This is a genomic window from Nocardia sp. NPDC056564, assembly GCF_042793755.1.
In the GTDB taxonomy this organism is placed as follows: domain Bacteria; phylum Actinomycetota; class Actinomycetes; order Mycobacteriales; family Mycobacteriaceae; genus Nocardia.
Map to the genome: position 1 here is coordinate 384439 of NZ_JBHTUR010000003.1, position 16468 is coordinate 400906.

A 16468-nucleotide genomic window follows, 5' to 3' on the forward strand; every position below is an offset into this window, starting at 1 on the left:
TTGCCGCCTCGTCACTGTAACCACGCGGCGCGTCGATCTCCCGCCGTGCGGCACTCCACGCCCGCGACCCGTCATAAGCGGTGAAGTGGTGATCGGCACTTCCCGAGGCGGCCTCGACACGCACCGCGACAACGAGCTGGCAAATGACCATCCCCCTTGACGGCTTCCCGGGTTAGGGCGGGCTCGGTGTGGGGCCGAGAAGAGCTGTCGCGCAGCCGAACCCACCGAGGCGTTCGCGCTGGTCGGCGTCGCGGCAGTGGCGAAGATCAGCGGCGAGAACGGACGACCCGTACCGACCGGTCGAGGTGGTCTACAGCGGGGCTTAATCGGGTGAAGGACGAGACCGGTTGAAGCGGTGGCGAATTCACAGCATTGACATATGAATTCACGTAACCTTTTACCCAAGTCCCATCGCGGATCGGTCGCTAGTTCATCACCATTGGATAACAGGTAGTCAGCGCTGCGTGCATGCTGGCGCCTGACTTACTCGACGATCGAGGTCACCGGATGTGCATACGGGTACAAGCGCGCGCTGACGCGTGGCGCCGGTTGGTTGGGGATCTGAGCAGCGGATACCGGACGCTGCCGGGCGGAGGTCGAGGATGAGTGCACCGCCCGATCGAACAGCGCACTGGCACAATGGATTCCGAAGATTCGGCGGACGCACGGGCATGCTCAGCGGGCCGCCGCTGATCGAGATCAGGGAACCGGGCCGGGCCGCCCGCAGGCTGATGTTGAGCGGCCCGGTCACCTTCGGCCGCAACGGCGACGACGAACAGCTGGCCGATACCGCCATCTCGCCGCGTCACCTACGACTGGTCCCGAGCCCTACCGCGTTATCGGTGGTCGATCTCGGCAGCCGCACCGGCACCACGGTCAACGGCGTCCCGCTCACCGGCCGCACGGCGCTTACCTCCGGCGACACCGTGCAACTCGGCGACACCGAGATCATCGTGCTCTACGACCCGGTCACCGAGCCGCTGGCCCGGCTGGACGAGGATGTGCAGAGCGAACCACCTGCTGCCCCACCGCCGGTCGCTCCTGCGCCGACCCGGCTGTTCGCCCTGGCGAACCGGATTCTCGCCATCGATCCGGACGGACAGCGCGATCCGTTTCCCGCCTCCACCGAGCTGCCCCGTCGAATGCCGCGGAAGATGTGGCACCTGGTGCGCATCGCCAGCGTCGCGGTCTATCTGGAGATGATCGTCGCGATGTTCGTCCGGCCCGCCGGTGGGTTGTTCGTCTTCTTCGGCGTGGTGGTCCCCCTCTTGCCGGGCCTGTTCCTGATCGCGCCGGGACTGTGGCGCAACAGCTGCCCGCTGGCCGCGACGAATCAGCTCCCGCGGGTGCTGCGCTTCACCCGCGGGAAGAATCCACCCGATTGGCTGTATGCCCGAGGCTATCTGGGAGCGGTCACGCTGTTCTTCGGGATCGCGGGCGCCAGGCTGGCGGGCCTGGATCGCAACGGCGTCGCGGCAGGCACCGTGTTGTTACTGGTCCTGATCGCCGCCTTCACCGGCGGTTTCCTGTTCAAAGGCAAGAGCGGCTGGTGCAGCAGCATCTGTCCGCTGTTCCCGCTGCAGCGCGCGTACGGGCAGACCCCGTTCGTCACCGTGCCCAACAGTCATTGCGAGCCGTGCGTCGGCTGCGCCAAGAATTGCTTCGACCTCAAGCCGCGGTCCGCCTATCAAGCGGATCTCGCCGCTCCCGAATTGGCCTGGAGCGCACCGCGCAAACTGTTCGCGGCGGCGCTGCCCGGCTTCGTCCTCGGCTTCTTCACCCTGGCCGGGCGGACCGAAACCGGCCTGGGGCAGCGTTATTCGGTGCTCGCGCTGTTCATGGTGGTCGCCGTCGGCCTGTTCTTCGCGCTGGACGCGATGACGCCGCTCAGCATCGCGACGATCAGCGCCGGCTATTCGGCGCTGGCGCTCAACATCTTCTACTGGTTCGCCGCGGCGACGCTGGCACGGTCGTTCGGAACGGTCACCGGGCTCAGCGCGCCGTGGCTGCATTGGCCGATCAGTGCGGCGATCCTGCTCGCGACCATCGTGTGGGTCGCCCGGACCCGGGTCGTCGAGCTGCAATTCGCGCTGAGCACCGGGGCCCGCACCGAACCGGTCTTATTGGCGTTGCCGAAGGTTCGCCCGAAGGCGGCGGAGACACCGAGCGCGCCTGCGGTTTCGGTCAGCTTCGACGGCGTCGAGGTGGACGCGGACAGCGGGATGAGCCTGCTCGAGGTCGCCGAACGAGGCAAACAGCAGATCGAGGCGGGCTGCCGGATGGGCGTGTGCGGCGCCGATCCGGTCGCGGTGCTCGACGGGATGTCGTGCTTGTCGCCGCCGAGCCAGGACGAGCGGAATACGTTGCGGCGGCTCGGTTTCGCCGACAACACCAGGATGGCCTGCTGCGCGCGGATCGGCGCCGGCGCGGTCGCGGTCTCGCTGACGCCGCAACCGGGGAACACGAACACACCGCGGCCGACGCGGTTCGATCGGTCCATCGTCAGCGTCGCGGTGATCGGCAACGGCATCGCGGGCGTGACGGCCGCCGACTTCCTGCGGCGCAATCACCCGGATTGCGAAATACATCTCGTCGGGCGGGAATCGCATCCGCTCTACAACCGGATGGGCATCTCGCGACTCGTGTACGGGCGTTCCGCGATGCAAGGCCTGCATCTCCTACCCGAGCAGTGGTACGACGACCACCAGATCACCACCTGGCTGAACACCCTCGCCACCAGCATCGATCTCGCGGGCCGCCGGGTTTTCCTCGGCACCGGCGAGGCCCTCCCCTACGACCGCCTGATCCTCGCCATGGGCGCGAGCAGCGCGCTGCCGCCGATCGACGGGCTCTCGCGGCCCGGCTGTTTCGTGCTTCGCGAGGCCGCTGACGCGCTCTGGATCCGCTCGTACGCGCAGCAATTCCGTTGCGCCAGTGCGGTGGTCGCGGGCGGCGGACTGCTCGGACTGGAGGCCGCGTACGCGTTACACCTGCTGGGCCTGCACGTGACCGTGCTCGACCGCGGTGATCGGCTGCTGGCCAAACAGATCGACGCGCGCTGCTCGCAGTTGGTGCTCGACCACTTCACCAGGACCGGCATCCAGGTGCTGAGTCATGCCGAAACGATCAGCGTCACCGGCGATCCGGCGGTTCGGCGGGTGGTGCTCCGCGACGGGCGCGAGATCGAGTGCGACCTCTTCCTGACCGCCACCGGCATCCGGCCGAACATCGACCTGGCGCGCAGCGCGGGCGTGCCCGTGGCACGTGGTGTGCTGGTCGATGATCGGATGCGCACCCGGATCCCGGACGTCTATGCCGCCGGCGACGTCGCCGAACTGGACGGACAGGTGTTCGGCCTGTGGCCGATCGCGGCCGAGCAGGCGCAGGTGGCCGCGGTGAACGCGCTCGGCGGCGACCGGGTCCGGACCGGCGCCGCGCCCGCGATGATACTGAAAGGCGTTGGTCTGGAACTGTTCTCGACCGGCAAGGTGGAACCGGAATTCGGCGACGAGGTGATCGTGCTCGACCGCTGCGAGTCCTATCGACGCCTGATCCTGTCGCACGGGCGAGTCGTCGGCGCGACCGTCCTCGGTCACCATCCCGGCGACCTGGCGGCGGCCCAGCAGGCCCTGAGCAACCGCTTGCCGGTGCCGGTCACCGCGCGCGGTGCCCTCTACGCCGGAGACTGGTCGGTGCTCGCACATCTCGACGGCGATGTCGTGAACACCCCTGCCGGGCAACCGGTTCGGACCACGTGACAGTGCCCCGCCTGACCCCTCGGACAGGCAGGGCACCGCGGCCGCTCAGCGTGTGGTGCGGGTGGCCGACACCACCAGGGACGCAAGGACACTCAGCCCCGCACCGAACCAGAGCACCGCCGAGAGCACCACGTTGTCGGCGATGATGCCGCCGAACAGCGCGCCCAGCGCGATCGCCAGGTTGAACATCGCGGTGTTCAACGCGGTGGCCGCCTCGGTGGAGCCGGGCGCGGCCTGCAGGATCCAGGTCTGCACGCCCACCGGGATGCCACCGAACGCCAGCCCCCACACGACCAGCAGGATCACACCGGTGACCGGCGTGCCGCCGACGAGCGCGACGAGCGCCAGCACCGCGGCCAGCAGCGTGCTGATGACGATGAGCGTCACCCGGATATTGCGGCCCGCCGCCGCCCCGGTGAGGAAGTTGCCGATGATGCCCGCGACACCGAAGGCCAGCAGGGCCGGACCGACCATCGCCTTGTCGAGGCCCGAAAAGTCCTGCAGGATCGGGCTGACGAAGGTGAACGCGGCGAAGTGACCGCTCACCAGCAGGAATGTGACCAGAACTCCGGCCCGCACCACCGGGTTACGGAACTGTTCGCCCAGCGTGCGCAGCCGCACCGGCTCGGTCGCGGGCAGCGCGGGCAACAGCCACAGCAGCGCGACGACCACCAGCAGGCCCAGCCCACCGAGCAGACCGAAAGCGATGCGCCAGTCGGTCAATTCGCCGATCAGCGTGCCTGCCGGAATGCCGAGCACGTTGGCCGCGGTGGCGCCGCCGAACGCGATCGCCGTGGCCTGCGGCACGTACCGCGCGGGCACCATGCGCACCGCGATCCCGGCGGCCAGCGCCCAGAACCCGCCGATCGCGATGCCGACCAGGAACCGCGCGGCCAGCAGCAGGCCGAAGTTCGGCGCGAACGCGGCCAGCACATTCGCCGCCACCATCAGCGAGATCAGGCCCAGCAGCACGAGGCGGCGATCCAGCCGCCCGATGGCCACCGGCAGAATCGGCGCCGTCGCCGACGCGACCAGGCCCGGCACGGTCACCATCAAGCCCGCCGTCCCCGGCGAGACGCCGAGCGCGCCGCTGACCGAGGTGAGCAGCCCGACGGGCAGTTGCTCGGAGGTCACCACCGCGAAGGTGCCCAAGGCCACCGCGGCGACCGCGAACCACCTTCGTAGCGGCACCTTCTCGGGGTTGGATTCGACGTCCGAGGGTTCGGAAACAGTCACCATGTCAATCTCTCCTCACTAAGAACATCAACGTTAAGTAGCTGAGCGCTAAGGTTTATTCCGGATTCTCCGGATTGATCACCGACCCGACCAATCGCCAGGCCCGCCCGAGACGAACTCCTGCCGAGATGTCTGTCGAGTTCGAGGTGTGATGGTTATGGCGACGGTCGGGATATCCGCTGAGCGGACGGTTGTGCGGGGTGTGCTGCTCATCGGCGAATTCGTCGCCGACGCGCGGCCGCACCTGCTGCGCGCGGTCACCGAGGAGGTAGCCGACGGCTCCGGGACCGCGGCGGTCGCAACGGTTCTCGACCGCCTGACCGGCGACGCCGAGCTGCCCATCGATGATGTCGCGGTGCTGTACCGCACGGCGGATGAGCGACGGGCGCTGGTCACGTTCCTTGCGTCGCGCACCTGGCAGTCGGCCTCGCTGGTGTCGATCCGCTCCGCGCTGCTCGCGGTGGTTCAGGACGCACCGGGGCTCGCGGAGTTCGGCACCGTGCTGGTCATCGAGACCCTCGGCGACCACACGTGTTGCGCGGTGGTCGGGCCGGATCGTGCGCGAATCCTCGCCTCGGAGTCCTGGCCGGCCGGCCTGCACGACGCCGAATCGGCGGGCCGGGCGGTCAGCCGGATGTGGCCGATGCTGGACACGCTCGGGGTGCGCCCCGATGCGGTCGTGCTCTGCGGCGCGGCAGCGGGCGAACCCGAGATCTCCACCGTCCTGCACAACGCGTTCGGCGTCCAGGTTCGCCGACTACCGGACTTCGTCAATGCCCCGGCCCGGGGCGCCGCGCTGGTCGCCGCCGAACAGATCCGAAACCTGCCGGTTCCCATCCCGCCCGAGCACCACCGATCGCACCGAGTGATGCTGTCCGCCGCCGCACTCATCGCCTTGCTCGGCGGATCGGCGTTCACCGTCGCCGCACTGCACACCGAGCGCACACCGGCTGTCCACGTTCTCGACGCCTCGGCGAAACCGACTCCCCCAGAACCGATTACCTCAGACACACCCCCACCCGACCCACTACCGAGCGCCACTGAACCGGCCGAGCCCACGTGGATGCCACCCGCCGTCGTGCCGCCCGCCCGCACCACCGATCGAGTCGAGCCGCCGCCACCGAGCAGCTCCTCGACCTTCCCCGAACCTCCCGTCCCACCGGCCTCCACCACCGTCGGCGCCCCGAACGCGGACTGGTTGTTTCCCGGCGAGCCCCCACCACCACCCGCCGGATCCGACCCCGCAGTCGTCCGCGCCTGGTGGGACAACCACCTCGCGCTGAAGCAACGCTGGCTGAACGGCGGATGACCGCAGGTCGGCGCGAGCCGAGACCCTAGCCGCACCGCTCCACTGTCCAACCCCTCCCACGCATTCCAGCGGTTTCGCCGATCAGGTGGAAGGTGTCCGTGTAGTGGCGGACGTCTACCGGCGCTGCGGTGGGATCACGTCGCCGGAGTGACCGTGTTCGAGACCGGCTTGGCCTGCCGGGGGCCGCGGGCGGCGAGTACCACTCCGGCGCCGACGATTGCGGCGCCTGCGAAACGGACGAGGGAACCTTGGGAGACGCCGAGCAGCATTCCGGTGATCAACGCGCAGACGGGTACGACACCGGCGAACGCACCGGCCGTTTCGACGGGGATGCGGTCCAAGGCCGCGTACCAGAGGAGGAATGCTCCGGCGGAGGCGACCACGGCCAGGTAAGCGATTGCTGCGGATTCCGGCAGCGTGGGCAGGCGCAAGGTCGGCAGGTCGACGATCAGCGCGACGATTCCGCAGAGGACCGCGCCCGCGGTCGCGGCGTAGGTGGCGGTGGCCTTCGCGCCGATCTCACGCACCAGCGGGATGGCGACGAGGGAGAACGCGCATTCACCCGCGAGTGCGCCCGCGGCGAGCAGCAGTCCGACCGGGTCGTCCGCGGCGCCCGACCACTGCACGACGACCGCACCCGTGGTGACGATCGCGGCCGCGACCACCGCCCGCGCCGACGGCGAGCGCCGGGCGATGACCGGACCGAACAGTGCCAGCACCACGGGCACCGCGCCGACGACCGCGCCGACCACCCCGGCGTCGACCCGTTGCAGGGCCAGCACCAGGCAGATGTTGAAGCCGGCCAGGCCGGTCGCGCCCAGGACGCCGATGCGGACGAGCTGCGGCCTGGCGACCCGAGGGAGTTGCCGCCGGAAGCAGAGGAACATGAGCGCGGCGGCGATGGCGTATCTGACCGCTTGCCCGGTCATGATGGGAAAGGTGGTCAGCGCGGTCGTCGCGGCGATCGCTGAGCCGACCGCGACGCTGGAGCCCAGCGCGAGCAGGCCGCCGGACCAGACTCCCGATCGCCGCTCGATGCCCCGGATGACACTCAGGCTCATTCGATTTCGCTCGCGTCGACCGGGCGCAGCGAGGTCACCGGGCAGCTCTGGGCACAGTCGGACATCACCGTGCCACGGTGTTCGCAGGCGTCGGGGTGCCGGGACCGGATCTGCGCCAAGCGCTCCGGCCGCAGCACGTCCTGCACCACCGAGGGACGACATTGCCCCCGGGTGAACAGGAAGCCGTCACAGTGGTGCGCCTGCTGGTAGGACGGTGCCGCCTGCAATGTTGTGTGCAGGCGGTGGATTCGGTAGTGCGGCACCGCCGGGTACAGGTGATGGGCCAGGTGCCAGTTGGAATTGTGCGGTGCGAGGAATTGCCGAACCAACCAGGACGCGTCCCAGCTGCGTGTCGCCTGCCATGGATTATCCGAGCGCAGACCGGCGTGATCGGCGATATCGCTCCAGTACCGCAAAACCTGGTAGAAGGTGGCGTACGGCACCACCCAGAGGAGCAGGAAGTCGAGGCCGAAACCGGTCAGCACGAATCCCGCCGACACCACCAGCAGGAAGAGGATTCTAAGACGCGTCTCCCTGCGGTCCTCGTCCCGGCCGATGAGATCCGCGGTTACCTGAAATGGCAAGTGCGCCAGCAGTAGCGGCTTCACCAGGTGCCGGCGAACGAATTGCTTCATGTCCCGCGGATTCACCAATCCGAGGCGCATATAGCCGAGCAATTTCGGGTCACGGCGGTCGTCCCACAGGTGGCGATGGTGCTCGCAATGCGCGCACGTGTATGACGACAGGCCGGAGAAAATCGGCCACGCGATGAAGACCCGGCCGAGCCACTTGTTCAGCGGTCCATGCCGAGTGAGTTTCAGATGGCTTGCCTCGTGCATAAGACTGCGCAGCGCGCGCTGCCTACCCCCGATGACGAGCACGCCGAGCACATACGCGACCGGTTGATAGTCGCAGCTCACGACGGCAAATGCCACCCCGGCGACGACCAGCCAGTCGACGAGCAGATCGAGCGGCCCATGCCAGTTGTCCCTGCTGTTGTGAATATCCTTGACGGCTTCCTTGACCTCCGGCGAGAGCTCCCGTTTGAAACCGCCGACCGGCGGCCGCGAAGCTCGGCACCGCTGTTGAACCCGGTCCTTTTGTGGCATTGCCGTGTACACCCCCGTTGAACTACCGCACGGCGACAGCACAGTCGATTCGCCGTGACTGGACCTAACGAATCACGATGCTAGCGATCGATCGAATGCGTGTCGCGACGTTATTTCTGGTGTGTAAATCAATTCCGACTGGCCGGTATCGCGAACGGTCGACAAGGAAAGTTCGAGCAAATCCGGCATCCTACATCGGACGACGCGAGGAAAGCCATGAATTTCAACTGGGGAAAGCGGAAGAAAGTGTCCGGAATTCCCCCCCGATTGCCATTTCGACGGCTGCCAGTAATTCGCGGAATGCTTGCCACCGCCGACCTCGGACGATGTGCGGATGCCCAGCTCATCCCCGCAAACTTGTGCCCCAGGCCAATCCACAGCGCGGTGTGACGCAGCTCCCCGCGCACAAGATGCTGGTCAACGCGGCTCGAGCTAGGCTCGGCTCCGCGCTACCAGCAAGAAACCGACTCGGCCCGCGGCGAACCGGATATGAGGAGCTTTTTGTGCGCGGTTTAAAACTTTACGCGGCCGGACTGAGCGTGTTAGCGCTCACCTTGCTGTCGACCACGACCGCCACCGCCGGCGCACCGATCCAGGGCTCGTCCGACGTGGACGTCATCCCCTCCCCGCCCGGCGCGAACAACTGGTCCTGCCAACCGAATGCCGCGCACCCACGGCCAATTGTCCTGGCCCACGGCACCTTCGAGAATCGCCTGGACAACTGGTTCGCCATGGCACCGCGGCTCGTCGCGGCCGGTTACTGCGTCTACGCGCTCGACTTCGGCCGCGGCCTGGGTGGCGCGGTATCCGGCGTCGGCCCCATGCGCGCCTCCGCGCAAGAGATCTCGGACTTCGTCGACCGCGTGCTCGCGGCAACCGGTGCGCGGCAGGTCGATATCGTCGGCCATTCCCAGGGCGGCATGCTGCCGCGGTACTACCTGAAGAACCTCGGCGGCGCCTCGAAGGTGCACGCCCTGATCGGCCTGGCGCCCGACAATCACGGCACCACTTGGGGTTTGCTCGGTCTACCGATCACCCTCGCCCCACCGGCGACCGACCTCGTGTGCCCGTCGTGCACCGAACAGCTGCCGACGTCGGAGTTCATCACGCAACTCAACAGCGGCGGCGAGACCCAGCCCGGCATCAGCTACACCGTGATCGCCTCCAAGTACGACGAATTCGCGACGCCGTACACCACCGGTTTCCTCACCGGCCCAGACGTCGACAACATCACCTTGCAGGACATCTGCTCCGGGGACTTCTCCGAACACATGGCAATCACCTCCGACCCGATCGCAATCCAATTGGTGCTCAACGCTTTAGACCCAGAGCACAAGACGCCGGTTCCCTGCGGAACCGGCGTCGGGTCGGCACAAAGATAAGCGCGGATCAGCGCCCCTAGTTGTGGCAGACATTCGTGTCGGCGGCGAACAGCAACAGTGCCGTGACCACCTGCGGTGCCGCAGAGTCGCTCTGGCGAATTCCCATGAATCCGTAGCGATTCGCCGGATAGCCCGGCACCGGCGCCGAACTCCAGTTCACCCCGAGTCGGAGGTCCGGGTAGGTCGCGCGCACGTCGGCGGCCGTCGAACCCTCGGTGATCCCCTCCGGAGTGCGCGGGACGGTCTGCGGAATGATCGAAACGACTTTGCCCTCGTTGATGTAGCCGCCCCACCCGGCGCGTGTGGTGAACGAGCGGCAGCCCAGAACGTCGTCGGCGCCTTCGATCTCGGCGATCTTGCCGCTGTTCCTGGCCTGCGCCACGGTCATCCCGAGGTCGATCCCGTCGTAGCCGACCGGGCCCAGAATCGCGTTCTGCTCCGCGACCAGCCGCATGGCGGCCGTACCGGCCGCGGCGGTCGGCGGCACCGCGACCGAGGCGGGCTCGGCGGAGCACCCGGCCGCGACGGCCAGCGCCATCATGACGCCGGCCGTCGCGCCCAATCGGATAGTGCGTTGCAGCGAAACCACGGGTAATCCTCACCAAGTTTGTGCCGTTATCACGGCGGATCGACAAGGTGATGCTAAGTGGTCGACGAATCGGCCACGAGCCCCCGAAAGTCTGGCCAGAACCTAGCCGGGCAGTTGGAAGTCGGCCTTGAATCGCGGCCCCGGCGGGAGACCACGCAGTACCGCGCTGATCCAGGCGACCGCGGGCGGCCAGCCTGCTCCCGCGTTGACGATGTGTTCGGGCAGGGGCATGGTGTAGAACCGCAGGTCCGCACCGCGGTTCCAGTAGTCGTTCACGGCGGGCAGGACCACCGAGGCGGGAATCAGCTCGTCCCAGATCCCGTGGAACCAGAAGATCGGACTGTCCGGAATGTGCTGTCCCAGGCTCTGTTCCCGCAGCACCTGCATGACGCCCGGCGCGTTCTCCAACGTCATGCCGGGATTGAAATAGTCGCTGATCGGCCGGTACATACCGGACAGCGCCACGGTGTAGACGCAGCGACTCTGCATGTCCGCCAGAATCGCCTGTCCCTCCTTGTTCAGCAGCTTCGCCGCATCGAACTGCTCGGGGAACTCCCGCGACAACCCGGCGAAACCGAGCCACATGGTGAAGTTGCTGATCCCGGTGAGCCCCGGCTGCTGCTTGGTCGCGTACTCCGCCTGCAAACGCAGGTCGCCGGGCGTCCCACCGATCGCCGTACCGAGCAATCTGACGTCGGGAGCGTAACTTTCGCGCATTTCCGCGGCGCGGATCGACCCCGAACCACCGCCCGAGTAGCCGTACATGGCGATCCCGGAATCCGTAAGCCCCAGCGACGCATCGTTTTTCATGGCGCGCAGGCTGTCAAGCACCATCTTGCCCTCGTCGAAGGTGTTGAAGGTATTGAACTTACCGTCGAAGTCGGGCACGTTGATCGCGAAGCCCTGCGCCAGCCACCCCACCGCCAGCGCGGCTTCCTTCATGGTGCCGACCTGCAATGTGTAGGACGGGTTGCACGCCGAGTTGGTCGAGTCGATCGCCTCCTGGAAGGAGACCACCGGCCGCGGCCCGCCGGCCCACGGAATGCCCGGGGTGATCACCGAGGTCGCGGTGGCGATCGGGTTGTCGTGAATGTCGTTGCTGCGGAACAACAGTTGCTTGGTGTCCACCGGGAACGGGATGCCGAGTATCCGGGTCTGCACGGTGCGCGATCGAATGATCTGCCCCGGCGCGTAGGACGCCAGATCGTCCGGATCGGCGTACCACGGATCCTCCGCGGGCACCGGAATCGGCAACATGTCGTAGATCTGCGGCTCGGCAGGCAGCTGCGGCAATTGATTCTGATCCGGAGGGAACGTCGGATACGGATCGCCCGCCGCGATACCGGCGCTGGACACGGCCAGGCAGAGTGCCGTCAATGGCACCGCCGCCCAGGTGAATCTCTCCCCGAACATGCACCCTCATCTCGTCAACTGTGATCGGCGCCATGCGACGACCGAACTCGTGTCAGTACACCCGGCGCGCGAGACCCCCGCTATCGGCAAACAGACAGACTCCCGTCCCGGACAGTTGTGCACATCCATAGAATTCGGCCCCGCGAGCGCGAATCAGGCCGAAAACGCCTTCGCCTCCAGTAGTTGCGCGGTCCGCGCGGCCGACAGGGTCATCGCTTCGGTGGGGCGCTGCGGGTCGTATCCGGTGAGTTCGGCGATCCGCGCCAGTCGATAGGTGATGGTGTTGCGATGCACGAACAGCAGCCGGGCCGCGGCATTCTGGTTGCACTCGTGCGTGAAGAACACACCGAGCGTCTCCGCCAGGACCGGCTGATCCGCGAGCGGCTCCAGCACCGAGGCCAGTTCCTTGCGCACCGATCCGTCGACCGCCACCGCGTACTCCAGCCGCAGGTCCTGTCTGCGGCAGATCATCTCGCTGCGGGACAGACAGCGTCCGAGCTCGGCGACGACCCGGGCCTCCGCGAAGGACTCCGGGATGGCCGCGCGGGTCGCCGCGGGCGATACCCCGATCCACAGCAAAGGCGATGCGCCCGTGCCGATTCCGGGCGCCAGGCGGGCCGACAGGTTCTCGATGACCGCCGCGCTGTCGTCCCGCGAATCGATCGGAATCAGGGCCGTCCAGCCGCGGATATCGCGGCGCAGGAAGGCGCCGGGAAGGTCGTGGATCCGGTGCCGCAGATCGGTCAGCGTGCCGGGCCCCGGGTCGCCGGGACGGATCACCGCGACCACGAACGCGTCCGCGACCGGCACCGCCGGATCATCGAGCCAGTCGCCCGGATCGCGCCCGGCCAGCAGGGCGTCGACGATCCCGCGCCGGCGTTCGAGCTCGTCGGACGGGCGGCGCCGGGCGTCTTCGACACAGGCCACCGCGATACGGGCGGTCATCAGCGAGAGGTACTCCGACAGCGGCCTGCCGATCTCCGCGAGCGCCGCCCGACCGGCCGGGGACGCCGTCTTCGGCAGCTGGGACCAGAGGAAATCGACGCCTGCCCGATAGTTGCCCAGCACCTCCTCCAGCGGCATCCCGTCGTGCAGCAGCGACACGGCGCGATCGACCAGCGGCCGGGTGTCTTCCTCGGTCGGCTGGTTGCCGTCGAGCCAGAACCGGAAGAACAGCCGCACGTTCAGCTCGGCCGCAGGCACGAAGTCCGCATCGACCAGCGAACTCGGCAGCACGGCATAGACCGGTGATTGGGTGGAGAAGCCGCCGACCAACGCGATCGCATCCGCGAGCAGGCGCTCGATGGTGCTGACCCGGCGGGTCGTGCGGTCGAACGCGGCGACGGTGCCCGCTCCGGTCACGGCAACTCCCAACGACGATGTTTGGTACCGCCCGGCCGTTCGAGGTTCAATTAACCCGGTACCGCCGGTAACGCCAATTTAGCAGACCTTTAGTCGCGGCCGGCCGCATTCCTCGAGGCGACCCACTCAGCGCGCGTTATCGGCCGCTCTCGTCGTCGTCACCGCGAAGTCCGCACGGCGTGGTGTCCGAATTGTTCCGCTTGTAGGTGTCCTCGGTCCAGACATTGATCGCGCCCCAGACCACGATCGCGCCGACCGCCAGCGTGACCATCACGACCACGATATCCATCTGAAGTCACACTCCCCGTGCGGGATTCGAGATTTCCGCGAGTTGAATTCCGGCCGCCGGATAAGGGGAACATTTCGTCCGCATCCCTGTCATCCTGCAATGCTGACCCCCGCCGAGCAGGCGGGGTATCCCCCGAACGTCCGACAGAGCCCGCCTCGGCGCACGAATAGCTGATCTACCGGCACCCGCCTCGCGGATCTCCCGCCGCCACGCCCGCCGACCAGGTATTTCCAGCAGAATCAGTGTTTGATCTCGCGGAAACCGGGGAATTGCCCGCCTGTAGCTGATCGACCGCGCCTGTATCGAGCGCGACCCTCACCTGTGCGGCTCGCGCATCGCCTGACGAATCGAGGAGATCATGCCTGAACTGTTGGATATCCATCGAGGAAAGACCCGGCGCCGCACCACCCTCGCGGTCAACGCGGTGGCCCTGCTCGCGTCCGGCCTGCTGGCCACGGCACCGGCGGCGGTGGCGGACCCGTCCGCGGAGGCCACCAACGCGATCGACGCGCACTACAACGAGTTCGGCGGGGCCGGATCGTTCCTCGGCGCCCCGCTCGGCCCCGCCACCGAGGTGGCCGGCGGCGCCGAACGCGCCTACCAGGGCGGCGTCATCTACTTCTCCCCGGATACCGGGGCGAAGGCGGTGTACGGCGAGATCCTGGTGAAGTACAAGTCCCTCGGCGGGCCGAGCGGACCGCTGCGCTTCCCCACCAACGACGAGACTGCCGCGGGCGACGGCGTCGGCCGCTTCAACGACTTCGCCGAGTCCGGCGGCGCCGCGATCTACTGGAAGCCGGAGCTGGGCGCCTGGGCGATCAAGGGCAAGGTGCTCGACGCATGGCGTGAAAGCGGCGGCATCACCGGCCCGTTCGGCTACCCGCGCTCGGACATGACCGTCGACAACGGCGTCGCGACCGCGAACTTCGAGGGACCGGCGGGCACCGAGATCAAGTGGTCCGAGCGCGAGGGACTGGCGACCATGCCGCCGGAACTAGCCGCGACCCTACCGGGATTCCGGGCGAACGCGCCCGACGTCGCGGTGCCGAACCCGGTGCCGAACCCCGGCACCGAGGCCACCGACGACTCCAGCGGCTCCGGGATCAACCGGTGGTGGGGCATTCCGATCGGCTTGGCCATCACGGCCGTCGTCGGCGGGCTGCTCGCCATGATCGGCCGTCGCCGGTCGGATCCGGCCCACTCGGCCCGGGGCCCGGTCACGCCGGCCACCCGCACGGCGCCGCGTGGTGACGCCACCGCCGCCTCGGCCGCGGCACAGCGTGGTTCCGCGACCGTCGCGGGCGCACACGAGATGCACCGCGACGCACCGCGCACTCGCGGCTAGACAACGGACGACCACTCGAAAGGAACGACAATGGAATGGCTATTGGGCGTACTAGGTGGACTGGTCGGCGGGAACATCGCCGGTGCGGGCAAGGGCTTCGGCCTGGTCGGAAATAGCGCCGCGGGCGCGGTCGGCGGCGGCGTCACCGGCGCGATCATCCAGGCGGCGACCGGCTCCGGCCTCGATCTCGGGCAGGTCATCGGTCAGGTGGCGGGCGGCGGCGTGGTCGGCGCGGTACTCACCGCGGTGATCGCGATGTTCGCGAAGAACCGCGACCGGGAACCGGTCAACCGGTAGATTTTCCTCTGGCATAACGATTTCCGGCGGTGCTCCTTCCGGTGAAGGATGCACCGCCGGAATCGTTCAGGCGTCGAACGTTATTCGTGCAGGCTGGATTGCAGCCGGTCGAACTCCGCCTTGGTCATCTCCTCCGGCGACCGCTCCGGCAGCTGCCGGGATTCGACACCGACCGGTCCGACGTTGCCCCCGTCGAATACCACTGAGGCCCAATTGTTCTGGGCTTGCAGGGTGCCGTAGTTCCGGTCGTTGTTGACACTGGTCCGTATCGTGCCGGTCTGGATGGAGCCGTTGCAGTTCCAGTCGATCGGCTGGTCCGCCGATCCCGGGGTGCGCCTGCGGGTGTTGTCCGGGCAGAAGTAGTCCGTCCGCCACCCGGCGGCGACCGCACCGAGGCCCTGCCGCTCCTGCAACGAATTCTCGTTCAGCGCAGGCGGATTCACGCTGGAGTAACCGAAGTTCGCACTGCCGTCGACCTTCGGCACACCGTTGAACTGGAAGCTGTAGTTCATCACGCTCAGGTAGTTCGGCTTGTAGTTGACGTGGTCGGTGCCACCGTGTTTCAGGCCGAGGTTGTGTCCAAGCTCGTGGATGAACGTGCCGACGTTGCCGTTGTCGCCCGGGTTCCAGTTGCACTGCGGGCCGAGCGCGACGATGAAGGTGTCCGCCGGAATACCCAGCGAAATGCCGCTGCTGCAACCATTGTCGTAGGAGTCGGCCCAGATCATGTAGTGGAAGATGTGCGAACGGGCGGAGGCGAAGTTGGTTCGCTTGATCGCCGCGACCTGATCGTCCACCGGGGACAGGTTGCTGTCGTAGGGCACCTGATTGCCGCCGCCGAGATCATATTTGGCGCCCCTGGCATTGCCCGCGTCCAGATGGATGGTGATGCCGTTGCGGCCGTCCGGGTTGGTCACCGGGGAATCGGCGAAGACCCCGACGATCCGGTCGAGCGCCGCGGCGGTCGGCAGCCGCCCGTTCATGTAGTCCATCTCGACGAACAGGTCCTTGTGCTTCGGATTCGCGCCCATCTTGGGCAGATCGACGTCGATCTTGCCGTCGCCGTTGGCGTCGTATCCGTTGGTTTCCCACACGTCGGGCAATCCGTCACCGTCGGTGTCGACTGCCGCGGCCGCGGGTTGGGCCACGGCAGTCGCCGGGGTGAGAAACGCCCCCAGCCCGGTCAGTAGTGCGAATGAAGCGATCAGAGTTTTTCTGTAAGGCGACACCTCGGACTCCTTCCGGATCGCGTTGGGGGACGATCCTGTTATTCGGACACACCGAACCTGCGGTGGTTATTCGATTTCCGAAGTGACCT

At 67.4% G+C, this 16468-nt stretch carries 13 protein-coding genes; 5 read left to right on the top strand and 8 right to left on the bottom strand.

The features are described from left to right. Nucleotides 1-602 precede the first annotated feature (602 nt). Nucleotides 603-3758 carry an FAD-dependent oxidoreductase gene (locus ACFQ9K_RS09595; RefSeq protein WP_378983038.1) on the top strand — a complete coding sequence of 1052 codons (3156 nt, stop codon included), beginning with the start codon at nucleotides 603-605 and terminating at the stop codon, nucleotides 3756-3758. A gap of 45 nt (nucleotides 3759-3803) precedes the next feature. On the opposite strand, the gene ACFQ9K_RS09600 is transcribed toward ACFQ9K_RS09595, so the two are convergent. Beyond that, the gene (locus tag ACFQ9K_RS09600; RefSeq protein WP_378725544.1) at nucleotides 3804-4997 is read right to left on the bottom strand and encodes an MFS transporter; all 1194 of its coding nucleotides are present in this window, start codon (nucleotides 4995-4997) and stop codon (nucleotides 3804-3806) included. 154 nt (nucleotides 4998-5151) lie between these two features. On the opposite strand from ACFQ9K_RS09600, the gene ACFQ9K_RS09605 reads away from it, so the two are divergent. Further along, complete coding sequence (locus ACFQ9K_RS09605) at nucleotides 5152-6303, top strand: hypothetical protein (protein ID WP_378725542.1); 1152 nt, start codon at nucleotides 5152-5154, stop codon at nucleotides 6301-6303. A gap of 134 nt (nucleotides 6304-6437) precedes the next feature. Here ACFQ9K_RS09605 and ACFQ9K_RS09610 read toward each other — a convergent pair whose 3' ends face one another. Both ACFQ9K_RS09610 and ACFQ9K_RS09615 read right to left on the bottom strand, forming a co-directional pair. Further along, the gene (locus ACFQ9K_RS09610; RefSeq protein WP_378725540.1) at nucleotides 6438-7364 is read right to left on the bottom strand and encodes a DMT family transporter; all 927 of its coding nucleotides are present in this window, start codon (nucleotides 7362-7364) and stop codon (nucleotides 6438-6440) included. Further along, nucleotides 7361-8473 carry a fatty acid desaturase gene (locus ACFQ9K_RS09615; RefSeq protein WP_378725538.1) on the bottom strand — a complete coding sequence of 371 codons (1113 nt, stop codon included), beginning with the start codon at nucleotides 8471-8473 and terminating at the stop codon, nucleotides 7361-7363. Before ACFQ9K_RS09615 ends, ACFQ9K_RS09610 begins: the two co-directional genes overlap by 4 nt. Nucleotides 8474-8976: 503 nt before the next feature. Here ACFQ9K_RS09615 and ACFQ9K_RS09620 point away from each other — a divergent pair. Further along, a complete protein-coding gene (locus ACFQ9K_RS09620) occupies nucleotides 8977-9855 on the top strand; it encodes an esterase/lipase family protein (protein ID WP_378725536.1) in 879 nt (292 codons plus the stop codon). Between the two features lie 16 nt (nucleotides 9856-9871). On the opposite strand, the gene ACFQ9K_RS09625 is transcribed toward ACFQ9K_RS09620, so the two are convergent. The 4 genes from ACFQ9K_RS09625 to ACFQ9K_RS09640 form a co-directional block, all read right to left on the bottom strand. After that, the gene (locus ACFQ9K_RS09625) at nucleotides 9872-10444 is read right to left on the bottom strand and encodes a hypothetical protein (RefSeq protein ID WP_378725534.1); all 573 of its coding nucleotides are present in this window, start codon (nucleotides 10442-10444) and stop codon (nucleotides 9872-9874) included. A 102-nt stretch (nucleotides 10445-10546) separates the two neighbouring features. After that, entirely contained in the window at nucleotides 10547-11857 is a 1311-nt protein-coding gene (locus ACFQ9K_RS09630; protein WP_378725532.1) for a lipase family protein, read from the bottom strand. A gap of 153 nt (nucleotides 11858-12010) precedes the next feature. Beyond that, nucleotides 12011-13219 (bottom strand): PucR family transcriptional regulator, encoded by a 1209-nt coding sequence (locus ACFQ9K_RS09635; protein WP_378725530.1) that lies wholly within the window; start codon nucleotides 13217-13219, stop codon nucleotides 12011-12013. Nucleotides 13220-13355: 136 nt separating this feature from the next. Next, nucleotides 13356-13508, bottom strand: coding sequence for a hypothetical protein (locus ACFQ9K_RS09640; protein WP_378725528.1), 153 nt, complete (start codon nucleotides 13506-13508; stop codon nucleotides 13356-13358). A gap of 358 nt (nucleotides 13509-13866) precedes the next feature. Between ACFQ9K_RS09640 and ACFQ9K_RS09645 the strand changes: the two genes are divergently transcribed. Together ACFQ9K_RS09645 and ACFQ9K_RS09650 are read left to right on the top strand one after the other, a co-directional pair. Beyond that, a complete protein-coding gene (locus ACFQ9K_RS09645; protein ID WP_378983041.1) occupies nucleotides 13867-14853 on the top strand; it encodes an LGFP repeat-containing protein in 987 nt (328 codons plus the stop codon). 30 nt (nucleotides 14854-14883) lie between these two features. Further along, complete coding sequence (locus ACFQ9K_RS09650) at nucleotides 14884-15150, top strand: hypothetical protein (protein WP_378723373.1); 267 nt, start codon at nucleotides 14884-14886, stop codon at nucleotides 15148-15150. Between the two features lie 80 nt (nucleotides 15151-15230). On the opposite strand, the gene ACFQ9K_RS09655 is transcribed toward ACFQ9K_RS09650, so the two are convergent. Next, nucleotides 15231-16379 carry a hypothetical protein gene (locus ACFQ9K_RS09655; protein WP_378723375.1) on the bottom strand — a complete coding sequence of 383 codons (1149 nt, stop codon included), beginning with the start codon at nucleotides 16377-16379 and terminating at the stop codon, nucleotides 15231-15233. Nucleotides 16380-16468 lie beyond the last annotated feature (89 nt).